The sequence below is a fragment of the Emticicia fluvialis genome (assembly GCF_024793945.1).
GTDB lineage: Bacteria > Bacteroidota > Bacteroidia > Cytophagales > Spirosomataceae > Emticicia > Emticicia fluvialis.
Map to the genome: position 1 here is coordinate 194222 of NZ_JANUSD010000003.1, position 14672 is coordinate 208893.

A 14672-nucleotide genomic window follows, 5' to 3' on the forward strand; every position below is an offset into this window, starting at 1 on the left:
TTGCAAAAAAATGTGGATATGAGAAAACTGCAGATGGAAGAACTGAACCGGCTGACGGTTGAGGAGTTTCAGGAAGTGGAAAAGAAAAATTTTTGTCTGATTCTGGACGACGTCAGAAGCCTGAACAACGTTGGGTCGGCGTTCAGAACGGCTGATGCCTTTCTGGTTGAGAAAATATATCTGTGCGGCATTACCGGCACCCCGCCCCACCGCGAAATTGAGAAAACTGCGTTGGGGTCAACAGAATCGGTAGCCTGGGAACACCGCAGCAGCATTACAGACCTGATTGCCGAGCTGAAAAGCAATGGCTATACCGTGCTGGCCATTGAGCAGGTTGAAAACAGCATGAAACTACCGGATTTCAGACCCGAGGCCAGTCAAAAATATGCTTTTATATTTGGCAACGAGGTTTTCGGGGTTAATGATACGGCTATTGCCGCTGCCGATGGCTGCCTTGAAATACCCCAGTTTGGCACCAAGCACTCGCTCAATATCTCGGTTACTGTGGGTATTATCTGTTGGGACTACGTTTCAAAACTGATAGCCATTCATTGAACAACACGCCATGCAATTTTTTTGGCACTTGTTTCGTCTATATTTATAATTACCCCACTAAAAACCAGAAAATGCGTCTATCGGCATTCATCTCTTTTTTTCTACTGGCATTTTGCAACTTGTTTGCGCAGCAATCAATGCCTGCCGTGCCGGTTGTATGCCATTATATTGAAGAAAACAGTTTCACTGAAATTCTGCCTGAAAGATTGTTTTCTGCCAATGCCAGACCTGCCACTACTGCCACCATTGAAGTTACTTATGTCGACTTCCCCGAAACTGCCAAAGCGGCCTACGAAAAAGCTATGAGCATCTGGGCCGGGTATCTGTACTCAAGCCAGCCCATACGCATTAAAGCCACATGGACAGCCCTCAATACAGGTGTGCTGGCTGTAACGGGTTCAACCCGCATCTATAAAAATTTTACCGGCGCACCTTATACCAACCTATGGTATCCGGTGGCAATGGCAGAGGCTATATCAGGGCGGAATCTGAACGACGACGAATTTGAAATAGAAATGAAGCTGAATAGTGGTGTAAACTGGTCGTTCAATACCGACGGAAGGTCATCCGCAGGGCGATTTGACTTTACCACCGTGGTGCTGCACGAAATTGCACATGGCCTTGGGTTTTCGTCTTCCATGAAAATTACCAACACCACTCAGGGGCAATACGGGCAATCGGGCAGTAATTACATTTACGATACTTTTCTGCAGGATTCCGGCCGTATCAAACTGACAGATGCCACGGTTTATGGCAATCCGTCGACCGACTTAAAAACCGCGCTCACCAGCAATGCCTTGTATTTCGGACTAAAAAATGCTGCTTTTGCCAACAGCCTGCCCAGAATTTATGCGCCTACTACATTTAGTGAGGGGTCGAGCATTTCTCATTTTGACGAAAACACCTATCCTGCCGGTAGCGATAATTCGCTGATGTCGCCCAGTGTAAGAACCGCCGAGGTGAACCATAAACCCGGCGAACTACTGCTACGGGCCCTACAGGAAATGGGCTGGTATATTATAGACCCGGACGGCTATATTATTAATTCTGTTGAGCCAGTTCAACAACTAAACGTATTGGTTTTTCCGAATCCGGTGGCAGATGTGATTACCATTGCGTTTCCGCTCAGCAATTCAGCCCGCGATGTAAGCGCCGAACTGACAGATTCAAAAGGAGTAGTGATTAATAAGATAGAAGGGAAATCGATAACTTCAGAGACCTACACACTAGACCTGACCCACCTGCCTGATGGCTTGTATCTATTAAAAATTAAAGACGCCAACCGCCTGACCACCAAAAAACTAATCAAACGCGGCACATAACACCCAAAAGCACCCCGATAATTATTACGCCATCGAAACAATAATGCCCCAAAACAGCAGCCTCTTAATCACAATTCACTAATTCCCCGCCATGATGGCCACTCAATCACTAATTCGCTAATTCGCTCATTCACTAATTCACTCATTCCCCGCAACGGCGGCCGCTCAATCACTCATTCACTAATTCACTAATTCGCTCAATCACTAATTCCCTCAATACCCAAACTTATCTTTCCATTGATTAATTGGTTTTTCGATCAGGAACCATGACACCGTAGCCGCAGCAACCGTAACCGCATACAGAAAAATGAACTTAAGCGGCAGATGATGGGCTATAAAAGGCAGTTTGTTAAGCACCCTGACAGTAGGATGCAAAGGCCCCGAGTGATAGTAGTTATATATGAAATTATGGTAAATATAAATGCCGTAGCTGATGCGCCCCAGATACACCGCCACTTTGTTTTCGAGCACAAACCTGGCAATACCACCGAAATTATAGGCCGCGTTACCCACCAGAAACAAAGCAAGCAGCGACTCGAACAGCCTTAAAAATACAATGGTTATAATGTTTTGCTCTTCAGATATCATTTTGCTGAAACCCACTACCCCTGCATAAACCACAATGCTTAGCACCAGCCACAGTTTATTGGTTATAAAAGCCTTTACTTTTTCATTTTTATGATAGAAAAAATAAGCCAGCAGCCCACCCATACCAAAGGCATCAAGGCAGGTAGGCATCAGCACGTAAGAGGCCATCCAGCCAACGTTGTTCAGGAAAAGTACAAACCTGAGCGCAACCGAAAGAATAATAAAACCATATAATACCCGCACCAGATAACGCGAAGGAATAAAAAACATCACAAAAGGGAAAAACAGGTAAAACTGCTCTTCAACCGCCAGCGACCACAGGTGGTCTATAACCCCCAGCCACGATTGATGAATGGCAATATAAATATTGGTAGAGTAGGTAAGGCACCAGATTATTTTCTCTCTCACAGGGGGCACGTTCAGCACATACAGCACCAATATAGAAAGGTAATAAACTGGAAAAATACGAATGGTACGACGGATGTAAAACTGCTTGAGCGAGAATCCGTGTGAACGGCCAAGTGCCTCGTCTTTGTCTTTGGCATTGAGCAGAATACGCGTGATCAGAAAACCGCTCAGCACAAAAAAGATGCAAACACCCAGAAACCCGAATGGAATTTTCAGCCTGTCGTCAGACCAGTGGTCAATCAATACCAACGATACGGCTATGAAACGAATGCCATCGAGTTGCTTTAAATAAGAAGTGTTTTTTGCCGACATCAGAAATTGGATTCTTACAGAAAATTACCAGTTTTGTTTGATTTCTTGTTTCTTCAGTGCCTTGATTAGGACAAACCGGCTGGTCCATGTCACCTTCGCCGTACCATTCTCAACCTGCACCATACCCAGCTGATAATTACCCGACTGGATGTAAAATCTCAAAAACTCTGTCACAAAACTACTGGTCTTTAACTGATTTCCGAAAAGAAAACCAAAATTAAGATAATCTTTCACGGGTCGGGTGGCTGGCGTAGCCACTCTTGAAGCAAACAGATAGACCGCCTTTGCCGACCGTAATACAAAATACTGGCCGGCGTCAGGCGCACTAACATTTAAGATACCCGCCCTGTTATCGGTAATAATATAGGTTGTTTCTGTTTCCTGCACGCCCGGTTTTATACTGGCAGAGTCGCCACCAGCCACCAGTTGTGGCAACAGAGCATCGTAGAATGCAGGTGCCGGGTGCTGCAGTTGGGCATAGATACCGCTTGTGGGCATCAGCTTGTCGCTATGCTGAATTTTAAACTGGTCGGCAATGCGTTCGCGGTGCAGGAAACTGATATTCTGGTATTCGGCCAGATAAGTATAAAAATGAAAAACAATGGTTCCGGCTATCATTAACCTTATAAACTGCGTTCGGGTGGCTTCGTTTACCGAGTTTAACAGAATAACGTACGCAAGGCACAAAAGAAGTATCGAATTTATCTTGTATTTGCTGGTAAGCAGCACCTCAATACCATAAGACAACCGCCCGGCCACTATACCCGCACAGGTAATACCCAGAAATGCCACACAGGCCAGCAGAAATAAATCATTGTTCCGCTGATTGATATTATATTTCCTGAACAGCACCTGTAATGTAAAAAGCGCGATAATAATCAACAGCAATACTCCGGTTGTCATGGGTAAATCCAGACGTTTGCCGGGCGCAATAAAAGACACATCCAGCCCGCTGCCCAGCACCGCCAGCAAACCTTTAAACAAGGTACCGGGCGCCGAAAAATCAATACCGGCGTTGTTACCAGGCGGCTTGGTATAATTAAAGAAATACATAAACAAAAACACAACCGCAGCCCCGGCCCAAATACCCAGCTCACGGTATCTTTTCTGAAACGCCAGCAGGCCAATACCAATAATGGGAATCAATATACCATTGCTGCTGGTAAAAACACCCAGAAAACACAGCACTATTGCCAATGTCAGATACCCCGGGTTTGATTTACCATAAGAAAACACCAGAAAATAAAAAGACAGAAACGCCAGCAGAATAACCCAGAAGTTTTGCACCGAGGCCATACCCCAGAAAACGTTTTCATATAAGCTGCTCAGAAACAACAGGAATGACACAGGCACCAAAGCCCACAAAGAAAGTTTATAGCGCACACTAACCTTATAGAAAACCAGCAGCAAGCCTGCCAATGCCAGATTCCCCAGCACCATCAACCATTTCAGCTGCAGTGTGTCCGTCAGCTGATACACCAGCAATGCAAAAATACGGGTCAGAAAAATCCGGTGTTCGTTATGTTGTGCAAAAAGCACTTTAAACTTTTCGGCAAGGCTATCCGTGCTCAGGAAATTAACCAGCGAATTTCGCACGGCCAGGTCGTCCCAATGGGGTATATTAAGGGCATATTTCTGAAATATGAACCCAAAAATCAGCATAGGCAACAATACAAGACAAAGAGCAGCCGCCTTCTGTGCAGGTGTTTTTTTTACAGGCATAGATTACAGTTTCAAAATCGAAAATTCTACCCTACGGTTTTTCTTTCTGGTTTCTTCAATGGCATTACTGGCAATGGGTCTCGACGGCCCCCAACCTTTAGTCTGAATACGCGCCGGGTTTATGCCACCTTTTTCAACCAGATACTTTTTTACCTCATTGGCCCTGTCTTGCGACAACTTCACGTTCAGCATCAGGTTATCGTCGGCACCGTCGGTGTGGCCTTCAATCAGCACTTCCATTGTGGGGTATTCTTTCATCAGGTCAATAATCCGTGCCAGCTCAGGGAACGACGGCGGAAGAATATCAAACTTACTCTGATTGAAAAACAGGTTGTTCAACACAATTTTTTCGCCTTCCTTAATGGGTATCAGACTGATGGTTCTTCTGATTTCGCGGTAGCGGTTATCTTTGCTTAAATCTATGGTTTCACTTACCGAAAGAAAACCTTTTTTAGAGGCGCTCAGGCCGTAACTTTTCTTTAAAGGTACCACAAATTTAAACTCGCCTGTGGAGGGGTCAAATTCCGACAAAATTTTGTCTTTACTGTCGCGCGATGTGGTGTCCATAATAACCTCCATTAATACCTCTGCAGCCAGTGGCTTTTTATCATTCGCGTTTATTACCACGCCTGATATTATAGCTACCGGGTCTGGCTTGATAGAAGGAAACAACTTAAGCCGAAAGATATCCTCAGAGCCAAAAGATTTTTCTACTGAACTCAGATAGGCGTATTCGCCGGAAGCCGGAATGGTAAAGAATGCATCCCATTTGGGTGTATTAATTAATGGCCCAATGTTTTCAGGCTCGCTCCAGTGTGTCCAGGTGCTGTCAAGCCTGCGGCTCATAAAAATATCATTATTGCCAAAGCCCGGTAATCCCTCGGTAGAAAAGTAAATCGTTCTGGAGTCGGCCGCTATAAAAGGGGCAATTTCATCTTCTACGGTGTTTAAATCAGCGCCTATATTCAATGGCTTTGACCAGCTATCATTATCATTCCTGAAAGAAACATATAAATCTTTTCCGCCTCTGGTATCTTTGCGCTTAGAGGCAATTACCAATACTCTATTATTGGGTGCAAGGGTAAACTCCGAAAATTCGCCAAGCGTATAATAATCATCTATTTTTACTTCTTTCGGAAACTCCCACCCAAGTTGTGTCTTTTTTGAGGTCGACAAGCCCTGAAACATTAAGCCATCGGGCCTGTAAATATTAAGCAGGTAAAGGAGTTTTCCATCAGAAGACACCGAGGCAACCGCATTATGCTGCTCGTTGTTGATGGGGCTCCTTAAGTTCTCTGCCTCGCCCCAGGTGCCGTCAGGCTGTATTTTAGAAACCCACACATCCTGGCTTTTCATTTTACCGATGTTGGCATCATGGCCTTCACGGGTAAAATAGAGCGATTTCCCGTCAGGTGCAACTATGGGGGCTAATTCTTTGTATCTGGTATTTACCCCACGCCCCAAATTCTCTTTTACAATTTCTTTTGGTATACTTTTGGCTACATTAATTTTGGGTTCATAAGGCGTACCTACCTCAGATACCCCCACGGCATCAATCTCATTATAGCCACGCACCAATGAGGGTGTCATTACCAGTTTGATAGCATGCACCTTAAACGATGTCTGCGGAATAACCACGTTCCACATACGCCCCGGTACTGTTGGGGCAGCCCCTATGTTTTCATGAATCAAATGCTCTTTATTGGCAGAATCAGCAGCAAAAATGCGTATAATGGCTCCGGGATTATGGTTTTCGGCCACACAAACCAGCCTTATTTTCATGGGTCGTTCAAAACCTACTTTTATCCACTCATCGCCGTTGGTATCTGCTCCGGCCGGAGACCAGGCCGCCCTTGAACTACCCGTTTGTGGTAATTTGCTGGGTTTACCCAATATCTGTACGGCCTTATATTGCGGGCCGTCTTCGGTTGGGTCGCTGCGTTCAGACGACACCCCCAACACTTTACCTGCCCACTGCACCTGCTGGGCCGAAACCTGAAAAGACATTAAAAAAAACACCCCAAAGCAGCAAAAGCAGTTTAACAGATACAGCATTGCTCTGCCTTTTTTCAGGGTAAGTAATAGATTCATACAATTCTTCAATTTGGGTAAGCCCGGGTAGCCGGCAATGCAACGAAAGTAAAGCAAAAACTGTAAACTATCAAGAAAATGCCTCTTTCTGACAGCTCCTGAATGGTTTTTACATTTCAGTTAACCTATTTAACGTTTCGTTAACAAATTAGTACATTAAAAATTCAACAAATTCTTTCTTCCTAACGTTTTGTTTACGTATTTAGCGGAAAAGTTTTCCGCTCCGACTTAAGTATTATTTAATTATCAGATTAACAATGAAAAAAACATTCCTGACCGTTGCCGTTGTGCTTGGCATAGCTTCTGTTTCAAAGGCTCAAACCAAAATACCACCGGATATTGAGAAATTATTACAAAAAAATACTTGTCTGGCTTGTCATAAAGTAGATACACGTTTAGTAGGCCCGGCCTATAAAGACGTAATGAAAAAGAAAAAATACAAGGCAGAACAAATTGTAGAATTAATCTACAAACCTAACCCTGCAAACTGGGAAGGTTACCCTCCGATGGCTCCGATGACTCAGGTTCCAAAAGATGAGGCATTGAAAATAGCCAAATGGATTACTACTTTAAAGTAATATCCTTTATATATCAGAAACCCCTCTGCCGGATTCACCAGCAGAGGGGTTTTTGTTTGTGGCAATGGTAGCCGGGATTACCTGATTTCTACTATCTTTGCAAACAACCAAACGTTTACAACTGTGCTTAAAATAGGCATTACAGGTGGCATTGGGTCGGGGAAATCCATTGTCTGCCGCATGTTCGAAATCCTGGGGGTGCCCGTTTACTATGCCGACGAACGCGCCAGATGGCTCACTAATAATGACCTCCAACTGCGCAAAGAAATAAAAGAATTACTGGGCAGAAATGCCTATGATGCCAACGGACAATACAACCGCCAATGGGTGGCTGCTCAGGTTTTTGATAACCCGGCGCTGCTGAAAATGCTGAACGGGCTGATTCACCCCAGGGTTTTTGCTGATACCGACCAATGGTTTTTGCAACACCGGCATGAAGCCTACACCCTGCGCGAAGCCGCATTGATGAACGCCGCCGGAGATAACAATGATTTTGATGCCGTAATAGTGGTAAGCGCTCCTATAGAATTAAGAATTGCACGCACCCTGAAAAGAGACCCGCAAAGAACAACTGAAGATATAAAAACGATAATGGCCCGCCAGAAAACCGACGAGCAGTTTGCGGCCATAGCCAACTACACCATTAAAAATGATGATAAACACCTGCTGATACCGCAGGTACTGCAACTACACCAAAGCCTGAGCCGGGGCGTATTACTTACCGAATAGTTTTTTGAGTTTATTAACCGCCGAATTGATTTCCTTGTCGGTATCCATCAGGTCGTTCACAGTCTGAATGGCATGGATAACCGTGCTGTGGTCGCGCCCGCCGAAATGATACCCGATAGATTTTAACGAAAGGTTGGTCATTTCTTTAGCCAGATACATGGCAACCTGCCTTGGCAATACAATATCCCGCAGGCGGCTTTTGCCTTTCAGGTCTGGTATGCGCACTTTGTAGTGTTCAGTAACGGCTTCAATGATGGTATCAATCGTTACTTCTTTTTCTGTATCTTTTACCAGATGGCGTAAAGTGGCTTTTGCTAAATCTACATCAATTTCCCGGCGGGTTAATGATGCCTGCGCCAGTAAAGATATCATTACGCCTTCCAGTTCGCGCACGTTGGTATCAATGCTATGGGCCAGGTATTCAATCACCTCGTAGTCAAGAGAAATACCCTCGGCCTGCGCTTTTTTCTGAATAATGGCAATACGGGTTTCAAAGTCAGGCGTTTGCAGGTCTGCGGTAAGCCCCCATTTAAAACGAGACAACAGGCGGTCTTCTACCCCTTCCAGCTCCCGCGGTGGGCGGTCAGACGTCATCACTATCTGTTTGCCTGACTGGTGCAGGTGGTTAAATATATGGAAGAATGTCTCCTGGGTTTTTTCTTTACCAGATAAAAACTGAACGTCGTCAATAATCAGAATATCCACCTGCATGTAGAAATTCATAAAGTCTTGCAGGCTGTTATTTTTAATGGCATTGATAAACTGGCTGGTAAATTTCTCTGACGAAACATACAGCACAAATTTATTCATGGCCTTGCTCTTCATAAAATTGCCAATGGCCTGCACCAGGTGCGTTTTACCCAGCCCAACTCCGCCGTATATCATCAATGGGTTGAACGACGTAACACCGGGCTTAGATGCCACCGCAAAACCTGCGGCACGCGCCAGCCGGTTACAGTCTCCCTCTACAAAGTTATCAAAAGTATAATTGGGGTTCAGGTAAGAGTCAACGTTCGGCAGGTCAAGATCTTTCATCATGAAAGGGCTTCGTACCATGTCGTTACCATGCCCGGGGTCTTGCTGCCGATTGCTATGATGCTGGTACCCCCCGCTGTTTTGTGGCATATTTACCGCAATGGGCGGTTCGTTCTTTTTCTGGTTGCCACTATCTACTATAATAGAATACTCAAGCATACCGTCTCTGCCAATGGCATAGTCAAGCGCTTTTCTCAACAACTGCACATAGTTTTCCTCCAGCCATTCGTAAAAGAACTGGCTTGGCACCTGTATGATTAACTTCTTGCCGTCTAACTTACCGGGTACAATAGGCTCAAACCAGGTTTTATAACTCTGTTCAGAGATATTCTCACGGATGATTTTCAGGCAGTTATTCCATACTAAATCTACCTCTCGCTGTATCTTTGGTGTTTCTAAAATAGTCATAATGGCCACACATAGGGATTCTAAAGGGGTGCAAAGATACTAAAATTAGTTTTGCAACCAAGAAGTGAATTTTGAGATTTTAAATGTATTTTCAAAGTAAATCCAAAACATTATTTTGCCAAATTAGATTTGCCTCATAAAAATACAAAATGTACCTTTACATTTACTTTGAATATCAGGTTTTTTCACCAAAAAATACAATTTGGTTATGACGAAAAAATTCTTTGATGAATTTCAGACATCAACAAAAAAAGATTGGGAGGCGCAGGCAATAAAAGACCTGAAAGGAAAAAACTTTGAGCAAACTCTGGTCTGGAACACCCCCGAGGGTTTTCAGGTGCAGCCCTATTATGCAGAAGAAGACCTGGCCGCCGTACCCGTAAGCGCCATACAGCAGGCGCAGGCTTCAAAAAAAAACCCGGGCTGGCAAAACCGCTCTTCAATAAGCTTTGTAAACGAAAAACAGGCCAACAAAGCCATTATAGAGGCCTTGCAAAACGGAGTACATGCGGTAGCCATTGACCTGAGCCATGCAGAGGTATCCGGGGTTGATATTCCCCGGCTTCTCGACAAAATAAAACTGAGCGACACACCCGTATATTTTAAAACCAATAACCATACCGCCCTGCTGGCTGCCCTTAAGAAATACGTGGCGTATCAGCCCAAAGGTGGCTTAATCTTCGATTCGTTAGGCGATTTCTTCACAGGCAGAGCACCTGCCGACCCTGCAACTTGGAAAAGTGCAAAAAACCTGATTACTGATACAGCCGCCAGCCCTGCGTTTTATGTGCTTGCGGTGCAGTCTGAAACTTTTCATAATGCCGGCGCCAATACAGTGCAGGAACTGGCCTTTACACTGGCCTCCGCCGTTACGTATCTTGACAAACTGACGGACGAAGGACTGACGGCCGCACAGGTGGCTTCAAAGATTGAGTTCTCGCTGGCCATCGGTACCAATTATTTTATGGAAATAGCCAAGATACGCAGCCTGCGCTTTTTATGGAGCCATGTACTGACCGCCTACGGGCTTACAGATACCAGCTGCCGTATTCATTGCCACACCTCTTATTTTTATGATGCCGTGCCAGACGCCCACACTAATATGTTGCGCGCTACCACCGAGGCCATGGCCGCCGTTATCGGTGGCTGCGACTCGCTCGGTATTCATGGGTATGATGACGTATTTACTACCGAACCCAATGAAACCAGCAACAGAATAGCCCGTAACATAGCTAATCTGCTGAGCGACGAAAGCTACATGGGCAAAAGCCGTGACGTTGCCGCCGGGTCTTATTACCTGGAAAGCCTGACGAACGATTTATCAACCACCGCCTGGAACCTGTTTCTGGCAGTTGAGCAAAAAGGAGGCATTCTGGCTGCTTTTGAAGAAGAATTTGTGCAGACCGAAATAGAAAAGGCGTATCAGGAAAAAGTGGCGCAGCTACAAAACGGAAAAGTGATGGTGGGTGTCAATCGATTCAAGTCTCCGTTTGATACGCCGCAGGCCCTACCCACACAGCCGGATGTAGACAAACATTTTTTACCTGTCAGAAGACTATCAACCAGTTTTGAATGAAAATACTCCTGGCCCCCGATAAATTCAGAGGTTCGCTTGATGCCCCGCAGGTGTGCGAGGCCATGACAGAAGGCATTCGCATGGTATCGGCCGACATTGAAACCGTAAGCCTGCCTATGGCTGATGGCGGCGAGGGCACGCTTGACCTGCTGCTCTGGTATGCAGGCGGACAAAAGAAAACAGCTCAGGTGCAAGACCCCCTGGGCAGAATCATCAATGCCGACTATGGTATATCGGCCGACGGCAAAACAGCTTTTATTGAAATGGCCACGGCATCGGGCCTGAGCCTGCTTAAACCTGAAGACCGTAACCCTTTACTTACCAGCACTTACGGCACAGGCGAACTGATAAAACTGGTAATGGAAGCCGGTGTAAAAGAAGTGATACTGGGCATTGGTGGCAGTGCCACTACTGATGCAGGCATTGGCATGGCCAAAGCATTAGGCTGGCGGTTTCTGGATACCGCCGGGCAGGAAGTAGAAGCCATTGGGGGCAATCTGTCGGCCATCAGGCAAATCATTCCTTCTCCTCTGGCCGCTCAACTGCCAAAGTTTCAGACAGCCTGCGATGTTACTGCGCCTCTCTATGGCCCCAACGGAGCAGCAGTTGTTTATGGCCCGCAAAAAGGAGCCGATGCCCACGCCGTTGAAATACTTGACAAAGGTTTGCAGGATTTTGCCAGCATAACAGGCCTTTCTCGCGAAACTTTCGACAGCCCCGGCTATGGCGCTGCGGGTGGACTGGGTTTCGGAACGGTCTTTTTTCTGAATGCTTCTTTGAAAGAAGGCGTAAAACTGTTGATGGATTTCTGTGATTTCGACAAACATTTGTCTGGTGTTGATTTAATCATTACCGGCGAGGGTAAAATTGACAACCAGACCCTGCAAGGGAAACTAATAAAAGGTATCACCGGCAAAGCAGGCGCAATACCCGTAGCAGCGCTATGCGGTACCTTAGATGCCACCCCGCAACAAATGAAAGAAATGGGCATCAGCTACGCGGCTTCTGTGCTTAACCGCCCACAAACTTTAAACGAAGCCCTGCAATCTGGCTACGCCGGGGTAAGAGACGCCGCGTTTTATCTGGTAAATTTGTTATATAAATAATGTAAGGGCAGGAAATAATCTTCCCACCCTTACAAGCATAAATTTTACAACTAAACAATTACTGCTTTGTAAATACGCCGTCCAGGTTAATCCATTTCATGTTAAAAAATTTGTTGTCTACAATAATATCTTTGTCAACATCGCAAATTCGAAGCCAGTCAATCCAGAACCACCCATGCCCAGGTAGTTTAGTGTTTAAATGTCAGGCTCATAAATACATATTTGTTTTAATTTCTGTATCATAACGGCATCAGCCTGAAAAAAAATTCTGTAACCGAAAACATTCTTGCCCATTGGCAGGTTTTATGCTTTGCCTGCAATTACATTTCATCAATTTTTATTAGTATTTATTAAGCCTGTTAGGCAGCCAGGGTACATCTGCTCAGTGCGCAGCAGTTGCCTTTTTGCATCTTAATTTGCACAACAAGTCTATATTTTATGTAAAAAATATGTTCATTGGGGCATAAAGCCTAGTTTTGCAAAAAAATACGTAAACCAATGCAGGAAGACAACAACAGCAACAACAGCCGCACCTGGTTAAAGTTTACCCAGATTGGTCTTCAGATGATACTCACCATCGGGCTGGGCACCTGGTTTGGCTATTGGCTCGACAACCGCTCGGACAGCAAAACTCCTGTCTATACCCTCATTTTATCGCTTACCTCTATCGGCGTCTCGCTTTATAACGTTATCAGGCAGTTGCCTAAACAATAATCAGGTACCTATTGCAGCTTATTTCAGTATTATATGGCAAAAACACTTATACTCACCGGCGTATTGATAATTGTATTTTTTTTAGCTGGGGCCATTGGCCTTGGCCATCTGCTACATCCGCAAAAATGGATAATTCTGGGCTTTTTTGTGGCCTATTCATTTCTTTTTAACAGAGTAATGGAATTGGGTTTCCGCGAAAAAAATAAAAACTTTATCCAGTTTTATCTCGCAACAATTGCTTTACGTCTTATTCTTAGCCTCATTTTTATCGGCATAGAATTATACCTCGGCCTAAAGCAGCAGGAATTGTTCGTGGCCAACTTTTTTGTATTATATTTATTTTACACCATATTTGAAATTTGGAATTTAAATGCTAACTTGCGCCGAAATTCAGAAAAGTGAATTCCTGAAAAGTTGAATGACCGAATAAATTAAACAACATGTTGCGTTTACTTACAAATAGAATCTTATTAATAGCCTCATTATCAATCTTTTCTCTAACTTTTGCAATAGCCCAGGAGGCTCATGACAGCCATCATGAAGCCAAAGAAAGCACTGCTCACGAGGATGAAAACTTTGATATTGGTAAAATGATTATGCACCACATTCAGGACTCTCACGAGTGGGAATTCTCTCATGGTGCCGTCATCCCGCTTCCTGTTATTCTTTATTCTGAAGACCGCGGCGTTGAGGTATTCTCATCGGCCCGCTTCAAAGAAGGTAACGGTATTTACAACGATTACAAAAATGAACACGAGCACATTCACAGAGTGAAGGCCGATGGCTCGGTTGATGAAAGCGTTCATGTATGGGATTTGTCTATCACCAAAAATGTGGCATCGCTAATTCTGAGTGCCGTTATTCTGATCGTGGTGATGTCTTCAGTTGCCAAAAGTTTCAATACCAACAGAGGCAAAGCGCCAAAGGGTTTGCAGTCTTTTATGGAGCCGATTATCTTCTTCATCAGAGACGAAGTAGTTAAACCCAACATCGGGCCTAAGTACGCCAAATATCTGCCTTATTTGCTTACCCTGTTTTTCTTTGTGCTTATCAACAACCTGCTTGGTTTGTTGCCGGGTGGCGCTAATGTAACAGGCAATATAGCCATTACCATGATTCTGGCCGTTATTACGTTTTTCATTACGCACATCAACGCCAACAAACACTACTGGTTGCACCTGGTTAAGCCAGAGGGCGTACCTGTGGTTATGCTGCCACTTATGTGGGTGGTTGAGATTGCCGGTGTGTTCATGAAACCGATGTCGCTAATGATACGTTTGTTTGCCAACATTACGGCTGGCCACATCATTATTCTTAGTTTGCTGGGTCTTATCTTTATTTTCAAAAACTTTGCCATTGGCGGTGTGGTAACCTTGTTTACCCTGTTCATGAACACCATTGAGCTGCTGGTAGCATTCTTGCAGGCGTTTATTTTCACGCTGCTTTCATCAATGTATATCGGTAGTGCCATTGAAGAGCACCATGATGCAGACCACGGCCACTGATAATTAATTAAGTATTTATTTTT

General features: G+C 44.7%; 12 protein-coding genes. 8 read left to right on the forward strand and 4 right to left on the reverse strand.

What is annotated here, in order from left to right:
* Positions 1-18: 18 nt before the first annotated feature.
* Both NZ848_RS04700 and NZ848_RS04705 read left to right on the forward strand, forming a co-directional pair.
* Entirely contained in the window at positions 19-555 is a 537-nt protein-coding gene (locus NZ848_RS04700; RefSeq protein WP_259014562.1) for an RNA methyltransferase, read from the forward strand.
* Between the two features lie 71 nt (positions 556-626).
* A complete protein-coding gene (locus NZ848_RS04705; RefSeq protein ID WP_259014563.1) occupies positions 627-1877 on the forward strand; it encodes a T9SS type A sorting domain-containing protein in 1251 nt (416 codons plus the stop codon).
* 213 nt (positions 1878-2090) lie between these two features.
* On the opposite strand, the gene NZ848_RS04710 is transcribed toward NZ848_RS04705, so the two are convergent.
* From NZ848_RS04710 to NZ848_RS04720, 3 genes are read right to left on the reverse strand one after another with little or no spacing between them, the layout of a single operon-like run.
* Positions 2091-3185, reverse strand: a complete 1095-nt coding sequence (locus tag NZ848_RS04710; protein ID WP_259014564.1) for an acyltransferase family protein — start codon at positions 3183-3185, stop codon at positions 2091-2093.
* 24 nt (positions 3186-3209) lie between these two features.
* Positions 3210-4907, reverse strand: a complete 1698-nt coding sequence (locus tag NZ848_RS04715) for a hypothetical protein (RefSeq protein ID WP_259014565.1) — start codon at positions 4905-4907, stop codon at positions 3210-3212.
* A gap of 3 nt (positions 4908-4910) precedes the next feature.
* On the reverse strand, positions 4911-6998 hold the full coding sequence (locus tag NZ848_RS04720; protein ID WP_259014566.1) for an OmpA family protein: 2088 nt from the start codon (positions 6996-6998) through the stop codon (positions 4911-4913).
* A gap of 257 nt (positions 6999-7255) precedes the next feature.
* Between NZ848_RS04720 and NZ848_RS04725 the strand changes: the two genes are divergently transcribed.
* Both NZ848_RS04725 and coaE read left to right on the forward strand, forming a co-directional pair.
* Positions 7256-7576, forward strand: coding sequence for a c-type cytochrome (locus NZ848_RS04725; protein WP_101726385.1), 321 nt, complete (start codon positions 7256-7258; stop codon positions 7574-7576).
* 123 nt (positions 7577-7699) lie between these two features.
* Positions 7700-8305, forward strand: a complete 606-nt coding sequence (coaE, locus tag NZ848_RS04730; protein WP_259014567.1) for a dephospho-CoA kinase — start codon at positions 7700-7702, stop codon at positions 8303-8305.
* On the opposite strand, the gene dnaA is transcribed toward coaE, so the two are convergent.
* A complete protein-coding gene (dnaA, locus tag NZ848_RS04735) occupies positions 8291-9748 on the reverse strand; it encodes a chromosomal replication initiator protein DnaA (protein ID WP_173830540.1) in 1458 nt (485 codons plus the stop codon). The genes coaE and dnaA overlap by 15 nt on opposite strands.
* Positions 9749-9956: 208 nt before the next feature.
* On the opposite strand from dnaA, the gene NZ848_RS04740 reads away from it, so the two are divergent.
* The 4 genes from NZ848_RS04740 to atpB all read left to right on the forward strand — a co-directional run bounded on the left by NZ848_RS04740 (position 9957) and on the right by atpB (position 14649).
* Entirely contained in the window at positions 9957-11324 is a 1368-nt protein-coding gene (locus NZ848_RS04740) for a methylmalonyl-CoA mutase family protein (RefSeq protein ID WP_259014568.1), read from the forward strand.
* Positions 11321-12430 (forward strand): glycerate kinase, encoded by a 1110-nt coding sequence (locus tag NZ848_RS04745; protein WP_259014569.1) that lies wholly within the window; start codon positions 11321-11323, stop codon positions 12428-12430. Before NZ848_RS04740 ends, NZ848_RS04745 begins: the two co-directional genes overlap by 4 nt.
* A gap of 498 nt (positions 12431-12928) precedes the next feature.
* Positions 12929-13144: an AtpZ/AtpI family protein gene (locus tag NZ848_RS04750; protein WP_253525466.1), complete on the forward strand. Its 216-nt coding sequence runs from the start codon at positions 12929-12931 to the stop codon at positions 13142-13144.
* Between the two features lie 440 nt (positions 13145-13584).
* On the forward strand, positions 13585-14649 hold the full coding sequence (atpB, locus tag NZ848_RS04755) for a F0F1 ATP synthase subunit A (protein ID WP_101726377.1): 1065 nt from the start codon (positions 13585-13587) through the stop codon (positions 14647-14649).
* Positions 14650-14672 lie beyond the last annotated feature (23 nt).